Genomic DNA, 17793 nt, shown 5'->3' on the forward strand with positions numbered 1-17793 from the left:
ATGGCCATGGAACCGCAGCGAATTTTATCGATCAAGGATTTGAACCGGTATATCCGGATGAAGCTCGACTCGGACCGCCTGTTGTCCGACGTGTGGATTCGCGGCGAAATTTCGAATTTCACGCACCATTCGAGCGGGCATATGTACTTTACTTTGAAGGATGAGGGCAGCCGGATTCGCGCCATCATGTTTGCGTCCCATAACCAAAGGCTGCCCTTCAAGCCGAAGGAAGGCGCCAAAGTCATTGCCCGTGGCAACGTCACGGTATACGAACGCGATGGTCAGTACCAGTTTTACGCGACGCATATGCAGCCGGACGGCATCGGCAGTTTGTATTTGGCATTTGAGCAGCTGAAAAAAAAGCTCGAAGAAGAAGGGCTGTTTGCCGCGGAACGCAAAAGGCCGATTCCCGAATTCCCGGAGACGGTCGGCGTCATCACTTCGCCGACGGGCGCGGCCGTACGGGATATCATCATTACGCTCGGACGGCGATATCCCCAAGCGAAGGTGGTGCTCTATCCGGTGCTCGTGCAGGGGAAAGGAGCGGCCGCATCGATCGTTCGCGCCATCCGCAGCATGAACGAGATGGACGAGGCGGACGTGCTGATCGTCGGCCGCGGCGGCGGTTCGCTCGAGGAACTGTGGGCGTTTAACGAGGAGCCGGTGGCACGGGCGATCCGCGAGTCGCGGATCCCGGTCATATCCGCCGTAGGCCACGAAACGGACTTTACGATCGCCGATTTTGCGGCGGATCTCAGGGCCGCGACGCCGACGGCGGCCGCCGAACTGGCGGTTCCCCATGCGGCCGAGCTGCAGGATCGTTTGCGCCAATTCGAGCGGCTGCTCAAACAACTGCTGCTCGACCGGGTCAAACGCAGCCGCCAGCAGCTTGCGTCGCTGCAGCGTTCGCCGGTGCTCATGCACCCGCGGCGATATTTGCTGCAGCATGCCGAACGCTTGGACATGCTGCATATGCGGTTAAACGGCAGCATGCGCGCGGCGCTGAACCAGAGCCGCGAGAAACGGCTCCGGATTCACCACGGCCTGATGCGGTACCATCCGCAGGAACAGCTTTCCTACGCCAAAAAACGAAACGAGGCGAGCCGCAAACAGCTGGTTGCGCTGATGCAGTCCATTTTGAAGCACAGACAATCGCAGCTGCGCGAATCGGTGCGCCATCTGGACGCGTTAAGCCCGCTGAAAGTGATGGCGCGGGGATACAGCCTCGTATACGACGAAAAAGAGCAGCATCTCATCAAATCTATAAACGACGTACAGCCTGGGGATTTGGTCCAAATCAAAGTAAGCGACGGTCAGCTTTCATGCCAGGTATGGGGAATGAAGGAGGATGGGCAAGTTGACGGAAAAGGATAATGAATTGAAATTCGAAGACGCCATGATCCAGCTCGAGGATATCGTCGGTGAACTCGAACATGGCGACGTGCCTTTGGAGAAGGCGATCGAGCTGTTCCAGCAGGGAATGAAGCTTTCGCAGCTTTGCAGCCAAAAGCTGGAGCAGGTGGAACGGAAAATCGAAATGATCGTGGAAGAAAACGGCGAATTGCGCAAAAAGCCTTTCGGCAGCCCGCTCGATCCGGATGGCGGTGACTCGGTTGACTGAACGTGCCTCCTTCAGGGAATATCATCAGAACATCATCGAGCGGGTCGCGACGCGACTGGAGGAGAGCCTTCCCGCGCAGTGGCAAATCCCGTCTTCGCTGCGGGAGGCGATGCTTTATTCTTTGATGGCCGGCGGTAAGCGGATGCGGCCGCTGCTCGTCATGGCTGCCTGCGAAGCGCTGGACGGCAATGCGCATGCGGCGCTAGACGCCGCGTGCGCGGTCGAGATGGTGCACACCTACTCCCTCATTCACGATGATTTGCCCGCGATGGACAATGACGATTACCGTCGGGGCAAACTGACGAACCATAAAGTATTCGGCGAAGCGGCGGCGATTTTGGCGGGCGATGCGCTGCTTACCCACGCTTTTTATTTGGTGGCCCGGTTGTCGCAGGTCCATGGCGTTCCGGCCGAGCAGGTGGTCAACATCACCATGGATTTGGCGGAGCTTGCGGGGCCGAAAGGCATGGTCGGCGGCCAGGCGGCCGATATGGAAGGCGAGCAGGGGCTGACCGAATTGTCCCAGCTTGAATACATCCATCTTCACAAAACGAGCGATTTGATCACGTTTTCGCTTCTTGCCGGGGGAAGGATCGCCGGGGCGGATGAACAAAAGCTCGAGGCGCTCCGCACGTTCGGGCAAAAGCTCGGGCTGGCGTTCCAAATTCAGGACGATATCCTCGATATCGTCGGCGACGAGGCAAAACTCGGCAAAAAAACGCAGAGCGACATGAAGCAGGAAAAGGTAACATATCCCTATTTTATCGGGCTTGAAGCTTCGCGGGTCGAGGTCGAAAGATTGACGGCCGAAGCGAAATCGGCGGTGATCGAAGCCGGCTTAGCCGACCCGTCGCGCCTGCTGGAGATCGCCGACTACCTGATGAATCGCGATCATTGACGCCGTGCTTAGGATTGCGTAAAGTTTTGTGATATAATGACGAAAAGAATCGTCTTTCTGCAAGGAAAGCGCTAACCATATATATAATGAAAAGAGGCTTTTTACATGGAAGCCGGACTTGAAGAAATTATTCCATTCTATAGAGGAAAGCGGGGAGATTGTCGTGCTGCTTCCACAAATTAAACAGCCAGAACAAATCAAATCTCTATCGGTTGAACAATTGGGCCTTCTTTCGGCTGAAATCCGTCGATTTCTGATCGAAAAGCTGTCCGTGACGGGAGGTCATCTGGCTTCAAACCTGGGAGTGGTGGAACTCACGCTGGCCCTGCATTACTGCTATGACAGTCCACGTGATAAATTCATTTTCGATGTCGGCCACCAGGCCTACGTCCATAAAATGTTGACAGGGCGCATGGACCAATTCGATACGCTGCGCAAGTACAAAGGATTGTGCGGGTTCGTGAAACGCAATGAAAGCGAGCACGACGTGTGGGAAGCGGGGCATAGCAGCACCTCGCTGTCCGCAGCGATCGGCATGGCCGTCGCCCGCGACTTGAAGGGCGAGAAAAACAAGGTCATCGCCGTCATCGGCGACGGCGCTTTGACGGGCGGCATGGCTTTCGAGGCGTTGAACCATATCGGCCATGAGCAAAAAGATTTGATGGTCGTCTTGAACGACAATGAAATGTCCATCGCCCCGAACGTCGGGGCCATGCATAACTATTTGAGCAAAATTCGTTCCGACCGCCATTATTTGCGGGCGAAGGACGAACTCGAGATGCTGCTCAAAAAAATTCCGGCCATCGGCGGCATGCTGGCTAAAACCGGTTCCCGCCTGAAAGACAGCCTGAAATACATGATGGTGCCGGGCGTGCTGTTCGAGGAGCTCGGGCTTACGTATCTCGGCCCTGTCGACGGGCATGACATCCAGAAGCTGATCGAAACCTTCAAACAGGCAGATAACGTGCGCGGCCCGGTATTTGTCCATGTGTTGACGACCAAGGGCAAAGGCTACAAGCCGGCCGAAGCCGATTCCCATAAATGGCACGGCATTTCGCCGTACAAGATCGAATCCGGAAAAGAGCTGAAGTCCGTCGGCAATCCGATGTACACGGACGTCTTCGGCAAAACGCTCATCGAGCTCGGGGAAAAGGATCCGCGCATCGTGGCGGTGACCCCGGCCATGCCGAAAGGTTCGGGGCTGATCGAATTCAGCGAAAAATTCCCAAGCCGAATGATCGACGTCGGCATCGCCGAGCAGCATGCGGCAACGATGTGCGCGGCTCTCGCCATGGAGGGGATGAAGCCGGTGTTCGCCGTCTACTCGACGTTTATGCAGCGGGCGTACGACCAGATCGTCCATGACATTTGCCGCCAAAACGCCAATGTCATGTTCGCCATCGACCGAGCCGGTTTCGTGGGGGCCGACGGCGAAACGCATCAGGGCGTGTTCGACGTGGCTTTCTTGCGCCATATTCCGAATCTCGTGCTGATGATGCCGAAGGATGAAAACGAGCTGCGGCACATGATGAAGACGGCGCTGGACTACGATGACGGACCGATTGCGTACCGCTATCCGCGCATTAACGGGCTGGGCGTCCCTTTGGACGAAAAGCTTGTGCCGATACCGATCGGCTCCTGGGAAACCGTTCGCGAAGGCGAAGGTTACGCCGTTTTGGCATCAGGTCCGATGGTGCAGGTGGCGCTGGAGGCTGCCGATCAGCTGAAGCGGGAAGGCATTAACCTGCGCGTGGTCAACGCGCGTTTCCTCAAGCCGCTTGACGAAGAGATGCTGATCGAACTGGCCGACAGCCACACGAACATGATCGTGCTGGAAGAGGCCAGCGAAAAAGGCAGCCTTGGCAGCGCCGTGCTCGAATTTTACGCTTCCAAGCATATTTTTGATACGAGAGTGTCCTTGATGGGCGTGCCGGACCGTTTTATCGAACACGGCAGCGTCAAAGAACAGCGCCAGGAAACCGGGTTGACCGCCGAGAACGTATGCGCGGAGATCAAAAAGCTGATGTCTATGCATGCATTCGGGATCGGAAAAACCGGGTACTCCTCCTAGGCGGAACGTACAGTCAGGAGATAATCATGAATTCGCCAAAAGAACGGATTGATGTCCTGCTGGTGGAGCAGGGATTTTACGATAGCCGCGAGAAAGCCAAGGCCGCCATCATGGCGGGCCTGGTGCTCGCCAACGAGGAACGCATCGAAAAAGCGGGCATGAAGGTTCCGAGGGACACGGTCATCCGCGTCAAAGGAGCCGTTCATCCGTACGTAAGCCGCGGCGGATTAAAGCTGGAGAAAGCCATTCGCACATTCGGCCTTGATCTGGCGGGCAAAACGATGCTGGACATCGGCTCCTCCACGGGCGGATTTACGGATTGCGCCCTTCAGCACGGGGCCGCATACGTTTACGCGATCGACGTGGGTTCGAACCAGCTGGACTGGTCGCTGCGCAACGACGAGCGCGTCTGCGTAATGGAGAAAACCAATTTCCGTTATATGACGCCTGAAGATTTGAAAGGTCCCGCGCCCGATTTTGCTAGCATAGACGTATCCTTCATTTCGCTTCGGATCATTTTGCCTCCGTTAAAGGCGCTGCTGCAGCGCCCCGGGGACGTTGCTGCGCTCATCAAGCCGCAGTTCGAAGCCGGAAGGGAGAAGGTCGGAAAATCGGGCGTCGTCCGGGAGGCGGCCGTTCATCGCGAAGTGCTCGTGAACATTTTGAGCTTTGCCCATGAACTCGGATTCGAGCTGAAGGGGCTGACGTATTCGCCGATCACCGGCGGGGAAGGCAACATCGAATTTTTGGCCCACTGGCATGTGAGCGATCAAGAGGGCGGTGCAAACGAGACATCCACCGAAGAGTTTGAAGCCGTGCTGCAGCCGCTCGTCCATGACATCGTGGCGGAAGCCTCGCATACGTTTACGGGAAACTCATCCAAGGGATGAGTTTCTTTTCGTTCATGACGAAGAAATGCTAAAAGTGAATTGAGAAGAACGTATGTTTGGTATATAATGGACTTGAAATTGATATTTATGCGGTTCATTCACGGTTATAAAGGATTTTCTTCCGGCTGCCGCGAAATAAACCATCGAGGTGATCGAAATGGAGGAACGGGCGGATTGGCTCGTCATGCTTCTTATTGGATTGCTGTTGTTGGTTTGGCTCGCGCATGGGCTTCGGACGTGGCTCTTTAGGCCCCTTCCCGCCCGCGTGCCGGACATGCCCATAAATGAGAACATCCCTGATCATCCGGCGGTGGACATGCTGGAGAATGCAGGTTATGAAGTGCTGGGCGGCAAGATCAAAATCCCGCTGTTGTTCGATGTGGACGGGGAAGATTTTCACAGCCGTCTCTTCATCGATTTTATCGCAAGAAATGACGAGAACGTTCTTTATCTGGTCAAGGTGGCCCGAAGCCGGCTTCCGATGGAATGGACTGGCAGTTCGATCCGGGACAGGCTGCTTCCTTATTTTCTCCTGTATCCGGGCTGCGGCGGCGTGTTATACGTCGACGTGGATAACGACGAGGTGGCCTGCATCCATTTCGACTGGGATGAAGAGGACGCTAATGGATATGATGAATAAATATAAGCTTTTACCAGGAGGTATGTATGAAAGGACAACGACATATTAAAATCCGGGAAATCATTACCCAGCAGGATATCGAAACCCAGGACGAGCTGGTCGAAGCGCTGCGGGCCGCCGGCTTTCAGGTGACCCAGGCGACCGTGTCCCGGGACATCAAAGAGCTGCTGCTGATCAAAGTGCCGATGGACGACGGAAGATACAAATATTCGCTCCCGACCGACCAGCGCTACAATCCGCTCCAAAAGCTGAAACGGGCTCTCGTGGACAACTTCGTCCATATCGATTACACCAACAATTTGGTGGTCATGAAATGTTTGCCCGGCACGGCGAACGCGATTGCGGTTTTACTCGACAACATGGAATGGAACCAGATCATGGGCACGATTTGCGGCGACGATACGATCTTGATGATTTGCCGCACCAACGAAGACAGCGAAAGCTTGGTCGAATTGATCATGAGTTATATTTCATAAGGGAAACCGGGCAATATTTATGGGGGGATTGAATCCATGCTGCTTACATTAAGTATTCGGAATTTGGCCGTCATCGAATCGGTCGACGTGTCTTTTCATGCGGGCTTTCATGTTCTTTCAGGGGAAACGGGGGCAGGGAAATCGATTGTCATCGATGCGCTGGGGCTCATCGCGGGCGGCCGGGGTTCGGCCGAGCTGATCCGCTACGGCTGCGACAAAGCCGAAATCGAAGCGAGCTTCGAGCTGCAGCACAATCATCCCGTATGGGCGTCGCTCGAGCAGATGGGCGTGCAGGCCGATCCCGAAGAGCATTTGATCATTCGCCGGGAGGTGAACCAGCAGGGGAAAAGCACGGCACGGATCAATGGGCAGCTCGTCAATTTGACGATGCTTCGCGAAATCGGGGAACAGCTGATCAACATCCACGGCCAGCACGAGCATCAAAACCTGATGCGGGCCGACCGTCACTTGCATCTTCTCGATACGTACGGCGAAGCGGTCATCGGTCCGATCAAAAGAACATATCAGGAGCAATATGCCTCGTTTTCGAAAGTCGAAAAGGAATACAAAGAGCTGATGATGAACAGCCAAAAAACGTACCAGATGCTGGATTTGTACCGTTTTCAGCTGGAGGAAATTTCGGCGGCTGCCTTGAAATCGGGCGAGGATGAATGGCTGATGGAAGAACGGGTCAAGCTATCCCATAGCGAGAAAATGATGGATTCCGTTTCGGGCGCATACGACCTCGTATTCGGCGAGAAGGGACTGGGTGCCGTCAGTACGGCGGTATCGCGCCTTGAGGACGTGGTGCAATACGACGAAAAAGAGCTGAAGCCGATTTTGGAGCAGCTGCAGTCGGCGTATTACCAGCTGGAGGACGTCGCTTTTCAGCTCCGCAACTACCGCGACGACATCGAATTTAATCCCGAACGCCTGGACGAAGTCGAAGAACGGCTGGATTTGATTTCTTCCCTGCGGCGGAAGTACGGGGAGAGCGTGGACGAGATCCTGGCGTACTACAACAATATTTTGCAGGAAACGAGCGCGCTCGAAAACAAGGACGAACGTTTGGAGGAGCTTAAAACCCGGCGCGACGAATTGCTCGCGGCGCTGATCGCAACGGCCGAGGAGCTCAGCGAAGCCCGCCAAATGTGCGCGGCCGACCTGGCCGGCCAAGTGGAAAAGGAGTTAAAGGACCTTCATATGGAACGGACTTCGCTTCAAGTTCGTTTCGACCGGATCGAGGATCCTAAAGGCGTGGAAGTCGACGGCAGAAGGATCAGGCTGACGCGGCAGGGCATCGATACCGCCGAATTCATGATCTCGCCCAACCCCGGCGAACCGCTGCGGCCGTTAAGCAAAATCGCTTCCGGCGGCGAGCTTTCCCGGATGATGCTGGCGATGAAAAGCATTTTTGCAAGGCATGACCGCATTCCGGTGCTTATTTTCGACGAGGTGGATACGGGAGTCAGCGGAAGGGCTGCACAATCGATCGCCGAAAAACTGGACAAACTCGCCGAAAACTGCCAGGTATTCTCCATCACGCATTTGCCGCAGGTCGCTTGCATGGCGGACCATCAATATTTGATCGAAAAAAACATCGAAGGCGAACGGACGATGACGCATGTGGAGGAGCTTTCCGACCAGGGGCGCGTGGAAGAGCTTGCGCGTATGCTTGGAGGCGTCGAAATTACCGAAAAAACGCTCCATCATGCCCAAGAAATGTTGAAGCTGGCGGAGGAGCGGAAGGCCGTCAAAACCGCACCAGCGTAATGATTGACAGTAATAAAAGACTTGGGGCAGGGCAATCTTAAAGGTACGCAATTGGCGACCACCTTTTTCGTCAAGCGAAAGAAGCAAAAGGGAGCGTGACAGCCATTGAACTCCAGCCTCAGGAATAAAATGCTCGGTCTTTTCATTGTCTTCTTTCTGGTTTTTTTCAGCACGACAGCACCTGTCAAAAGTTTTGCGTCGATTCCGAACGAAATCAGGATGTTTGCCGGCGATCAAAGCTCCTTTCAGCTGGCGATGCCGGTGGAAGCACAAGCTACGGTGGACCGTCCCGATGTGCTTCAGCTGAACGGTTCCGCCGCTTCATCGCTGAAGGTTTCTCCGCAGCATCCGCTTCAGCTGATGCCCCAACAGAGCGGAAGCGCCAAATTAACGTTGAAGTTGTTCGGCAAAATTCCGTTCAAAACCGTGAATGTCCATGTCATACCCGGTCTGAAAGTGATCCCCGGCGGTCAAACGATCGGCGTTAAAGTCAAATCGGCAGGCATTCTGGTGGTGGGGCATCATCTGGTGCACGTGGATCCGACAACAAGAGTATCCCCCGGCGAAAACGCCGGAATTCAGTTAGGCGATTTAATGACGCATTTTAACGGCGAACCGCTGAAAGACATGTCAAAAGTCGCCCGAATCGTCGAAGAAGCCGGGATGAGCAAAAAACCTCTGGAAATCACCTTCAAACGGGGCGAAAAGATCATGAAAACGAAATTAACCCCGGCGTTTGACCAGAGCGAGCAAAAATGGAGACTTGGTCTTTATATTCGTGATTCCGCCGCAGGTGTCGGCACTTTAACCTTCTATGCTCCGGAACAGGGAGTTTACGGCGCTTTAGGCCATGTCATCACGGACATGAATACGCAGACCCCAATTACGGTGGGCAGCGGTGAAATTTTGCAATCGAGCGTCACCTCGATCTCCAAATCGCAGGACGGGGAACCTGGAGAAAAAAGAGCTCATTTTTTAAAGGGCGGCAAAGTACTGGGCAACATTGAACGCAATACCCATTTCGGCATTTTCGGAAAGATGAATCAGAATCCCGATTACAGCCTTTATAAAGAAGGAATTCCCGTAGGGTTCGCGCAAGACGTCAAAGAAGGGCCCGCCGAAATTTTAACGGTTGTGGACGGGCAGCAGGTCGAAAAGTTCAAGGTGGATATCGTTCATGTCGCGAAACAGGATGCACCGGCTACCAAAGGGTTGGTCATTCGCATTACCGATCCCAAGCTGATCGAAAAGACGGGCGGGATCGTGCAAGGCATGAGCGGCAGCCCGATCGTTCAGAACGGGAAGCTGGTCGGAGCCGTCACCCACGTCTTCGTTAACGATCCAAAGTCGGGGTACGGATGCTTCATCGAATGGATGCTGCAGGATTCCGGCGTCATACCTCAAAGGGATACAATGAATCTTAAGGCGAGTTAGCCTTAAGATTTTTTGTCGTTTTTGGCAGAAAATGCGTGAATTTTGAATAAAAATATTTATTATAAATCAACTTCAAAAAAAAATAAACAAAAATAATTTTCGACAGAAGGAATTTAAATGGGGATGTCGAAAAGTATTTCAGACGAAAAAAAATTGGATTTTGATTCTAAGGAGGAAGCAGCCAGTGCAAAAAATCGAGGTTTTGTTGGCAGATGACAACCGTGAATTTACGAATTTGCTTGCTGAATACATTACGGAGCAAGAAGATATGATGGTAACTGGAATCGCCTATAACGGCGAGGAAGTCCTGAATATGATCGGTGATTCGCGAAAAATTCCGGACGTACTCATTTTGGATATTATCATGCCTCATCTTGATGGCTTGGGTGTTCTTGAACGATTGCGGGAAATGAATTTGTCTCCACAGCCGAAGATCATTATGCTGACTGCTTTCGGCCAAGAGAACATCACGCAGCGAGCGGTTCAGCTTGGGGCATCGTACTACATTCTTAAACCGTTTGACATGGAGGTTCTCGCAAGCCGGATTCGTCAACTGGTCGGCGGACAAAACGTGACGGCCGGAAACGTAAGCATGGCTTCGACGATCAAATCCAATGTCGTTCCGATGGCCAAAGGCAAAAACTTGGATGCGAATATTACGTCCATCATACATGAAATCGGCGTGCCTGCGCATATTAAAGGATATCAATATTTGCGCGAAGCGATTACGATGGTGTACAACAACATCGAAATTTTGGGCGCCATCACCAAAACGCTTTATCCGGCCATCGCCGAAAAATTCAAAACGACGCCTTCCCGCGTGGAACGCGCCATTCGCCATGCCATCGAAGTAGCCTGGACGCGCGGCAACATCGATTCCATCAGCCACTTGTTCGGCTACACCATCAACATCAGCAAATCCAAGCCGACCAACAGCGAATTCATCGCGATGGTTGCAGATAAGCTGAGAATTGAGCATAAAGTGAGCTGAAAGGATCTCTAAAGAAGAGGGAACCATTTTTTCACGGAAATCATATATATTCGATTTAAAGAGACGCCTGACTTCAGAAGGCGTCTTTTTATGTTTTTTGTGGCAACATGTTAGGTCTTTTTATTAATTTCACGATCCTGTATACATAACCCCGCTTTATATCGTTATTAGAATGGAAAGGAGCGGATCATAATCGATGACGAGTTGATAAGACAACTGCTTCATAGAGGCAAAGTCATTAAACACTACTTGGTGCGGATCGGTGCAAACCCTTCGGATGCGGAGGAAATCGTGCAGGACACATTGCTCAAAGGCATAACGCATATCGATTCCATCAAACCGGAAAAGTTTATGTCCTGGCTTTTTAAAGTCGCGACGCATAAATATTATGACCTGTACAGGAAGGAAACCCGGCGAGGAAAAACGGTATCGTTCGAGCTTTTATCATTCATGGATGAGTCATCACCGGAAGATCGTTATTTGCGAAAGGAAAAAAGCCTGGGGGTAAAGGAATTGCTGAACCGGATTCCGCAAAAGTACAAACAGATGCTTATCCTGAAGTACGATTTGGGTTTGAGCTACGACGAAATCGGCAGATTGTTGAACGTAAAAACCGAGCGGGTCAAAACCGACTTGTACCGGGCCCGAAACATGTTCAAAAAAATGTATGAAGGAGAACGACAAGATGAGCAATGATTATTCTGAGGCTGTGGAGCAGGACAATGAGCAGCATTTTCGAAATCTTTTGAAAAAAACGAAAAGGAAATCGATGTTGCGAAATATTATGATTTCCGTCTTGAGTGCGATGGTTGTAATTGTCGGGCTGCTCATTGCGGACAAAATGCTCTTATCACGCAGCGCGAAGCAAGCCCTTACGGATCTTTATCACTATCAATTAATTTCGTCTCCTAATGTTCTTCTTGGCGAAAGCCAATCACTGGATAGCGTGTTAGGAGGAACGGCAATCTATCGGACATATAAAGTCATCGAAGGCGTGCCGCTGCCATGGGCCGAGGTGAAAGTCCATTACAATGTTTTTGGCGAATATGGACAATTTGTCGGCGGATATTCTTCATTAAACGTTAAAGATCCAGACATGGAGAAACTGAATATGGCAAGACCTTATAACGTCATGAACGGACAGAGGGAACTGATGTTTTTTCACCCGGAAGTACATTATCCCGATTTGCTGAACGAGTTGAACAAGCTGGATCAGATCGATGCCGGGAAAAAAGTAGAGATGGCTATCTCGCTCGATCATGCCTACACGGCAAAAGCAATCCGCGATATGCTCCCTTCCGGCGTACATGCCCGTTGGTTCTGGGTAGATACATATACACCCGAATACATCAAATTTATGAACGGCCCGCCGGCCTTGCCTCTCATCAGTCCTAACGTATATGGCTATGCGGCCTACGCCGATCGGGAGGACACATGGGAAAATGACGAGAGCAAATTTATCGAATACGTTAAAGAAGGATTGAAGCTGAACGGAAACTATGATTGGGAATACACGCAAATTTTCAATCAATTAAGAGGCGGCAAAAAAGAGCCGGCAAAAGACGATGTGCATTCTATCGGCGTTGTCGTGACGGGCAGTCCGGAAGCCTTGCGGGCTTTACAAGAAAAAAAATACGTACGTGCCGCGGTTTTAGGGGCGATTGCAGAGAAATACTGAAAATGAGAAGCTCATCGGCGACAAAACAAAGAAACGCCCGGCCTGAAAACCACCTTATTAGGCAGAGTGTTCTTAACTTGAAATGGCGTCTAAGATGTATGAATCGCTGCTGCCGCACGATCCGTAAAAGATGCCGCCAATGCATGGCGGCTTCATTAGTTTAATTGGTAGTTTGTACATATTTATGGTAAAAATATGTTATGAGGAGAAATGAACCAGGAGGGGGATCAAGCATGAACCGCGTATTTGTCATTTCGGACCATCATTTTGGCCATCAAAAAATCATCGATTTTGAGTCGAGACCGTTTGCATCCGCAGAAGAAATGGATGACTATATGATCCGCCAATGGAATGCGGTCGTTGCCAAGAACGACAGGGTGTTTCACCTCGGCGATTTCTCTTTTTACAATAAAGAAAAAACGAAAGCGATCGTGGAACGGCTGAACGGACAAAAATTCCTCATCCTGGGCAACCATGACCGGGGGCGGAGCAAAACTTGGTGGCTGGATGCCGGTTTTGACGAGGTGAGCGAATATCCTATCGTCTACGAATCTTTCTACATTTTGTCCCACGAACCTCTCTACATGAATAAACATATGCCTTACGTCAACATTCATGGACATATTCACAGCCAGAAATACGAAGGATTGCATTACTTCAATGCCTGCGTGGAGCACTTTGATTACAAGCCGGTTGCTTTCGAAGATATCCGCAATTCCTTGGCCGCCAAAGAGGAATAATAAGGAAATAAGTCTATATTCATAAACGCGTCCCCTGGATATGGTCCAAAGGTTACAAATTTTTGGCTGGATAAGCTCTTGAAAACAACATAATATGAAGATAGAGATGCTGGCTTGCAATGAAGCTGTGCGACCAAAGAGAGGAGCTTCACGTTGACGAGCAAAAAATGGATCATTGCGGCAGCCGCAGTTATCGCCATATGTTCTGCGACTTCGATAATTACCTTAGCCAAGGATCATGTTATAAAACAAGGGTTGCCCGTTGCAGATCCGGTGGCGTCACACGCCGTCCGACAAGCAAACGGAGAAGTCTCGCTGCTTTTACGGGACGATGCCGGCCATGACACGATGAATAATCAAGACCATGCCCTCCAATCGGAAATTGAAACGCCCGAGGAGACTATCGCCGAATCCGACGATCACACCATACATATGACAGGAATCCAAACAAACGAGGGAACCTACGACCATCTAAAACTTGAAACACCTACTTTCAGCCGCAGCCTGCCCGGTTATAACGTGACGAATCCGACCTATGCTCCGCAAATCATTTGCGAAGACGTGAACGGGGACGGCAACAAGGAGTCCGTCGTTATTTTGACAACCGGATACGGCACCGGAGTTTACCGTTCCGACGTTGTTGTGTATAATTCAGAAGGCGACAGGATACCGGTAGAAGATGCCAATACGGCGTTTTTGAAGCAGTTTGACGGGAGTTTTAACGGCCAAGGGCTTACGCTGAACGTTCAGGGGCAATCGTATCAAGTTCCATATGCGCTCATTTTAACGGATCGTACCGGGTTGAACGGGCGGCCGCAAATCGGAAGCATCATGCAGTATACCGTTTCAGGCGGCGTGTTAACCGCTACGACTGCGGTGCAAATTTCGCCTGCGGAATTCGTGGGAGACCTGACAGTGACATATACGTTCAAAAATGGCCAGCTGCAGGCCGGGAGCGCCACCTTCGAACTGTATCCGGAATACAGCTCCTAAACGCAGGAAAGGAAGTATATGAAATCATCAAGAATTACATACGTATTTATGGCCATGCTGGCGGGCATGTTTTTGTTCGTGTTTTCGGGATGCTCCGTCGGTTTGCCGGACACCGGGACGCCGGTTTCGACGGCAGGACAAAAGCTCAAAGTGTATTTTCTGGACGTGGGGCAAGGAGCTTCGCAGCTGCTGGTGACGCCGTCGGGAAAAACGATGCTCATCGATGCGGGGAATAATGATAAAGAACAAGTGATGCTGGATTACATGAAGCAGTACCATATTTCCAAATTGGACGTCGTGATCGGAACGCATCCGGATGCCGACCATATCGGCGGGCTCGATAAAGTGATCGACCAGATCCCCGTCGAAACGATCTACATGCCGAAAGTTCAATCCAATACCAAAACATTCGAATCCGTATTAAAATCGATCAAAAATAAAGGGCTGAAGGTTAAAACGGCAAAAGCGGGCCTGTCTTGGGACCTCGACGATGAGGTGCACGTGGACATGCTGGCCCCGACCCGCAGTTATGACGATTCAAACAACATGAGCGCCGTCGTCAAGGTCACGTACGGACAGACGTCGTTCCTATTGACCGGCGATGCCGAAAGCGCAAGCGAAAAAGACATGATCGCCTCGGGGGCGGATTTGCAGGCGGACGTGCTGCTTGTCGGCCACCATGGCTCGAATTCTTCGACAACCTTGAGTTTTTTGAAAAAAGTAAATCCGAAATATGCCGTGATCCAGGTAGGAAAAGGCAACACCTACGGCCATCCGAAAAGCGCGATTTTGAGCCGCCTGCAGAAGCAGGGCGTTGAGGTGTTCCGCAATGATCGACAAGGAACGGTTGAAGTCGATTCGGATGGCAGCTCGATTCAGATTTCCACGGAAAGGTAGTGGGACATATGAAAAGCATGACCGGAATTATCGAAGGTTTTGAAGGCGGATTTTGCAAGATCGAGCGGGATGGACATGTGGAAGCCGTGCCCAGGACGAAAGTGGACGTCTCCGCGAAAAGTGGCGACGTGGTCGAATGGAACGGTGAGCAATGGATTCCGAATCGGGCTTTAACCGCGCAACGCACCAAGGAAATCCGAACATTGATGGATGACGTATGGGACGATTAACACAGAAAAAAACCACCTGAGAAGGTGGTTTTTTCTATGAAATCGATTATTCAACGATCAGTTTGCCCTTCATATCGCTGTGACCCGCACCGCACATGACGGAGCAATCGAAGTCGAACGTCCCGGCTTTGTCGGCCGTAAATTCTACGGAGCCGTCTTTTTGCAGGTTTACGTTATAGTCTGGAATTTCCAAACCATGCGCACCGTCGGTGTTTTTCAACGTGAGTTTCACTTTTTCGCCTTTTTTCACTTTGATTTCGTTTGGCGAAAACTCAAAGCTTTTGGCGTTGACGGTAATTTCTTTCACGTCTCCGCTAGCGGAAGAAGAAGAATCGCTTGCGCTGCCGGAGCCGGAATCGTTATTGCCGCATGCGGCTAACACCGTGGCGGAAAGAGCTGCGACGGCGATCAGAGAAAAGATCTTTTTCATTTCTATGGCCTCCCCTTTTTGGTTAAAGATTGTTTAACCATTTACAAAAGACGAGTTTACGCTTCTCGTTTGCCGCTGTCAATGCCATTTTCTTGAAGAGTCCCCTGGCATCAAATCACTGCACTTTATGGGGAGGCACGAAACAATGTCGGCAGCGCGGCTCGTAATCGTCGGAATCGCCGATCAGAATGATCGAGCCGAGCGGCGCTGGCTTGCCGTTGACGATGCGTTGGGTGAAAACAGCCTCGGGGCTGCCGCAAACGGCGCAAAATGCGGTGAGCTGCTGGATGTCATCCGCCATCGCGAGCAGGCCGCCGATATAACCGAATTCTTTTCCCCTGTAATCCATGTTCAGGCCGTCGACGATGACATGTTTTCCGCGGTAGGCGAGTTCCTCGACCAATCCCAATATCGGTTTATTGAAAAATTGCACTTCATCGAATGCGACGACATCCGCATCGGCCGTTTCTTTATAAATCCGGGCAAGAAGCTCGTCCGTCAGATGCCTTGGAATGGAAATGGCCGGAAGACGGTAGCCGATCCGGCTGACAATTTCATCCTTGGCGTAACGCTGATCTTCCGCCGGCTTATAGGCAACCAGCTTTTTCCGTCCATATTGCACGAGTTTTTGGCATCTGCGGATCAATTCACCCGATTTTTCGCTAAACATGGGGCCCGTGATTACGGTAATCCGTCCTTTATTCACCTTTATGCTCCTTTCCCGCTTAAAAACCAGGTATTTTCATCGCTGGATGAAAAATCACGAAAAATAGCGGCTTTTATAGAGTACCATAATCCGTTGGGGGTGGCTATAGACATTTGGGACGCTGGCGTTAGCCCGGCGGAAAGTGGTAAGGTTAAAGAGATAAGTACATGTGCACACGGAGGAATGTCGCGATGAAAGAGAAATTGGCGGAATACCGGGAGAGAATATCTGCGTTATCGCCGGAGCTTGAACGGATTCCGGAAGCCAAACAGTTGATAGAAGAAATGCTGCAGGAGATGAACGAGCTTCATCGGCAAAATCACGCGCTACGGAACAGGATATTAAAGAGCGCAAGCAAGGAATCGCGAATGTCGAGCAAACTGCGGGACGCCTTATATGAATGACTATGCGTAACCCCGGCTTCGTTTCGAAACATGGCTGCCGAGAATTCACGAGAGGTAATTTGGCGGAACCGATACACACAATCCCCATTGCCGCTATATGCTGTTACAAGGTAGAACGAGAACTGTCGGCGGGGTGATGAGATGAGCCGTTCCAAGAAAAAACCGTTGCGCAAGGCCCAGGCATTGCCGAAAAAACGGCTCCTGCGAACCTCGGCGCGGCCGAAATTGAGCCCGCAGCAGATCGCTGTGATCGGAGGGCTCCTTTCGGGTTTTTTTGTGGTGGAATCCTTGATTTATAACCGCAACAATGAGCTGAAGGTCATTTTGACGAGCACGACGTTGACGGACTATCCGGTGCTTGGCAATAAAGAGCGGGAAGAGCGGGAAGACGAGGCACTGGAACTCATCGCCAGCGAATCGGATGACGGATCGAATGATATGGCTTATCCTGCCCGTAAAATATAGCAAACCCCGCCTTGTATCGCAGCTTGGCGGGGTTTTGTCGTCGTCTTTTTATGAGGTTGGCTGGGCGGGCGGCTTGGGCTTGCGTTTCTCCTTAAACCTTGGTCCAACGTAATTCCGCTTGCGGTCCCGGTACAAAATCCATCCGCCAAGAAACGTCATGCCGGCAAGGAACAAGAGAAGACCAAGCAAAAAATGCCCCCATTCAAAGGAAGGATGGGCGACGCTTGCATCCCCGTGAACCGAATAAAACGCAAATACGGCGTCTTTCATAAATAAAAAACCTGTCATCGCCATCAATCCGGGGATGACGAGGATTAGAATGGCAATAAAGCGGGAAATGACTAATTTCATACGGAATATCCCTTCCTGTCATTCGATTTTACATAAACCTATCATACCGTTTTCAAGAACTTCTGTCCATTTCGCCGGGGGTTTGTTTGTAAAGGAGGAAAAAGA

The 17793-nt window shown here is 51.4% G+C and carries 21 protein-coding genes; 18 read left to right on the forward strand and 3 right to left on the reverse strand.

Features of this window, described 5'->3' with window-relative positions; genetic code table 11:
- The first annotated feature begins 6 nt into the window (after positions 1–6).
- From xseA to MKY58_RS09050, 16 genes are all read left to right on the forward strand, one after another.
- Complete coding sequence (gene xseA / locus MKY58_RS08975) at positions 7–1374, forward strand: exodeoxyribonuclease VII large subunit (RefSeq protein WP_339324248.1); 1368 nt, start codon at positions 7–9, stop codon at positions 1372–1374.
- Positions 1358–1621, forward strand: a complete 264-nt coding sequence (gene xseB, locus MKY58_RS08980; protein ID WP_339324249.1) for an exodeoxyribonuclease VII small subunit — start codon at positions 1358–1360, stop codon at positions 1619–1621. The genes xseA and xseB overlap by 17 nt, the downstream gene beginning before the upstream one ends.
- Positions 1622–1652: 31 nt before the next feature.
- A complete protein-coding gene (locus MKY58_RS08985) occupies positions 1653–2519 on the forward strand; it encodes a polyprenyl synthetase family protein (protein ID WP_339325095.1) in 867 nt (288 codons plus the stop codon).
- Positions 2520–2682: 163 nt separating this feature from the next.
- Positions 2683–4590, forward strand: coding sequence for a 1-deoxy-D-xylulose-5-phosphate synthase (dxs, locus tag MKY58_RS08990; RefSeq protein WP_339325096.1), 1908 nt, complete (start codon positions 2683–2685; stop codon positions 4588–4590).
- A gap of 26 nt (positions 4591–4616) precedes the next feature.
- Positions 4617–5480, forward strand: coding sequence for a TlyA family RNA methyltransferase (locus MKY58_RS08995; protein ID WP_036714319.1), 864 nt, complete (start codon positions 4617–4619; stop codon positions 5478–5480).
- A gap of 157 nt (positions 5481–5637) precedes the next feature.
- Complete coding sequence (locus MKY58_RS09000; RefSeq protein WP_339324250.1) at positions 5638–6120, forward strand: hypothetical protein; 483 nt, start codon at positions 5638–5640, stop codon at positions 6118–6120.
- A gap of 26 nt (positions 6121–6146) precedes the next feature.
- The gene (argR, locus tag MKY58_RS09005; RefSeq protein ID WP_339324251.1) at positions 6147–6596 is read left to right on the forward strand and encodes a transcriptional regulator ArgR; all 450 of its coding nucleotides are present in this window, start codon (positions 6147–6149) and stop codon (positions 6594–6596) included.
- Positions 6597–6632: 36 nt separating this feature from the next.
- Positions 6633–8369, forward strand: coding sequence for a DNA repair protein RecN (gene recN / locus MKY58_RS09010; RefSeq protein WP_212946914.1), 1737 nt, complete (start codon positions 6633–6635; stop codon positions 8367–8369).
- A 105-nt stretch (positions 8370–8474) separates the two neighbouring features.
- Positions 8475–9803, forward strand: a complete 1329-nt coding sequence (gene spoIVB, locus MKY58_RS09015; RefSeq protein WP_212946913.1) for a SpoIVB peptidase — start codon at positions 8475–8477, stop codon at positions 9801–9803.
- Positions 9804–9987: 184 nt separating this feature from the next.
- Positions 9988–10794 (forward strand): sporulation transcription factor Spo0A, encoded by an 807-nt coding sequence (spo0A, locus tag MKY58_RS09020; RefSeq protein WP_212946912.1) that lies wholly within the window; start codon positions 9988–9990, stop codon positions 10792–10794.
- Between the two features lie 204 nt (positions 10795–10998).
- A complete protein-coding gene (locus MKY58_RS09025; RefSeq protein WP_339324252.1) occupies positions 10999–11490 on the forward strand; it encodes an RNA polymerase sigma factor in 492 nt (163 codons plus the stop codon).
- Positions 11480–12472: an anti sigma factor C-terminal domain-containing protein gene (locus MKY58_RS09030; protein ID WP_339324253.1), complete on the forward strand. Its 993-nt coding sequence runs from the start codon at positions 11480–11482 to the stop codon at positions 12470–12472. The genes MKY58_RS09025 and MKY58_RS09030 overlap by 11 nt, the downstream gene beginning before the upstream one ends.
- 233 nt (positions 12473–12705) lie before the next feature.
- Positions 12706–13212, forward strand: coding sequence for a metallophosphoesterase (locus MKY58_RS09035; RefSeq protein ID WP_339324254.1), 507 nt, complete (start codon positions 12706–12708; stop codon positions 13210–13212).
- A 348-nt stretch (positions 13213–13560) separates the two neighbouring features.
- The gene (locus MKY58_RS09040; protein WP_339324255.1) at positions 13561–14205 is read left to right on the forward strand and encodes a hypothetical protein; all 645 of its coding nucleotides are present in this window, start codon (positions 13561–13563) and stop codon (positions 14203–14205) included.
- An 18-nt stretch (positions 14206–14223) separates the two neighbouring features.
- Complete coding sequence (locus MKY58_RS09045) at positions 14224–15102, forward strand: ComEC/Rec2 family competence protein (protein WP_212946903.1); 879 nt, start codon at positions 14224–14226, stop codon at positions 15100–15102.
- Between the two features lie 8 nt (positions 15103–15110).
- The gene (locus MKY58_RS09050; protein WP_339324256.1) at positions 15111–15332 is read left to right on the forward strand and encodes a DUF3006 domain-containing protein; all 222 of its coding nucleotides are present in this window, start codon (positions 15111–15113) and stop codon (positions 15330–15332) included.
- 46 nt (positions 15333–15378) lie between these two features.
- Here the strand turns inward: MKY58_RS09050 and MKY58_RS09055 are convergent, their stop codons facing one another.
- Together MKY58_RS09055 and MKY58_RS09060 are read right to left on the reverse strand one after the other, a co-directional pair.
- The gene (locus MKY58_RS09055; protein WP_339324257.1) at positions 15379–15762 is read right to left on the reverse strand and encodes a cupredoxin domain-containing protein; all 384 of its coding nucleotides are present in this window, start codon (positions 15760–15762) and stop codon (positions 15379–15381) included.
- Positions 15763–15877: 115 nt separating this feature from the next.
- Positions 15878–16468, reverse strand: coding sequence for a thymidine kinase (locus MKY58_RS09060; RefSeq protein WP_212946898.1), 591 nt, complete (start codon positions 16466–16468; stop codon positions 15878–15880).
- Positions 16469–16659: 191 nt separating this feature from the next.
- Between MKY58_RS09060 and MKY58_RS09065 the strand changes: the two genes are divergently transcribed.
- Together MKY58_RS09065 and MKY58_RS09070 are read left to right on the forward strand one after the other, a co-directional pair.
- Positions 16660–16872, forward strand: coding sequence for a hypothetical protein (locus MKY58_RS09065; protein WP_339324258.1), 213 nt, complete (start codon positions 16660–16662; stop codon positions 16870–16872).
- 141 nt (positions 16873–17013) lie between these two features.
- Positions 17014–17337: a hypothetical protein gene (locus MKY58_RS09070; RefSeq protein ID WP_339324259.1), complete on the forward strand. Its 324-nt coding sequence runs from the start codon at positions 17014–17016 to the stop codon at positions 17335–17337.
- Between the two features lie 48 nt (positions 17338–17385).
- Here MKY58_RS09070 and MKY58_RS09075 read toward each other — a convergent pair whose 3' ends face one another.
- The gene (locus MKY58_RS09075) at positions 17386–17688 is read right to left on the reverse strand and encodes a DUF2627 domain-containing protein (RefSeq protein ID WP_339324260.1); all 303 of its coding nucleotides are present in this window, start codon (positions 17686–17688) and stop codon (positions 17386–17388) included.
- Positions 17689–17793 lie beyond the last annotated feature (105 nt).

The organism is Paenibacillus sp. FSL W8-0194 (assembly GCF_037969745.1).
Lineage (GTDB): Bacteria > Bacillota > Bacilli > Paenibacillales > Paenibacillaceae > Paenibacillus_AQ > Paenibacillus_AQ cookii.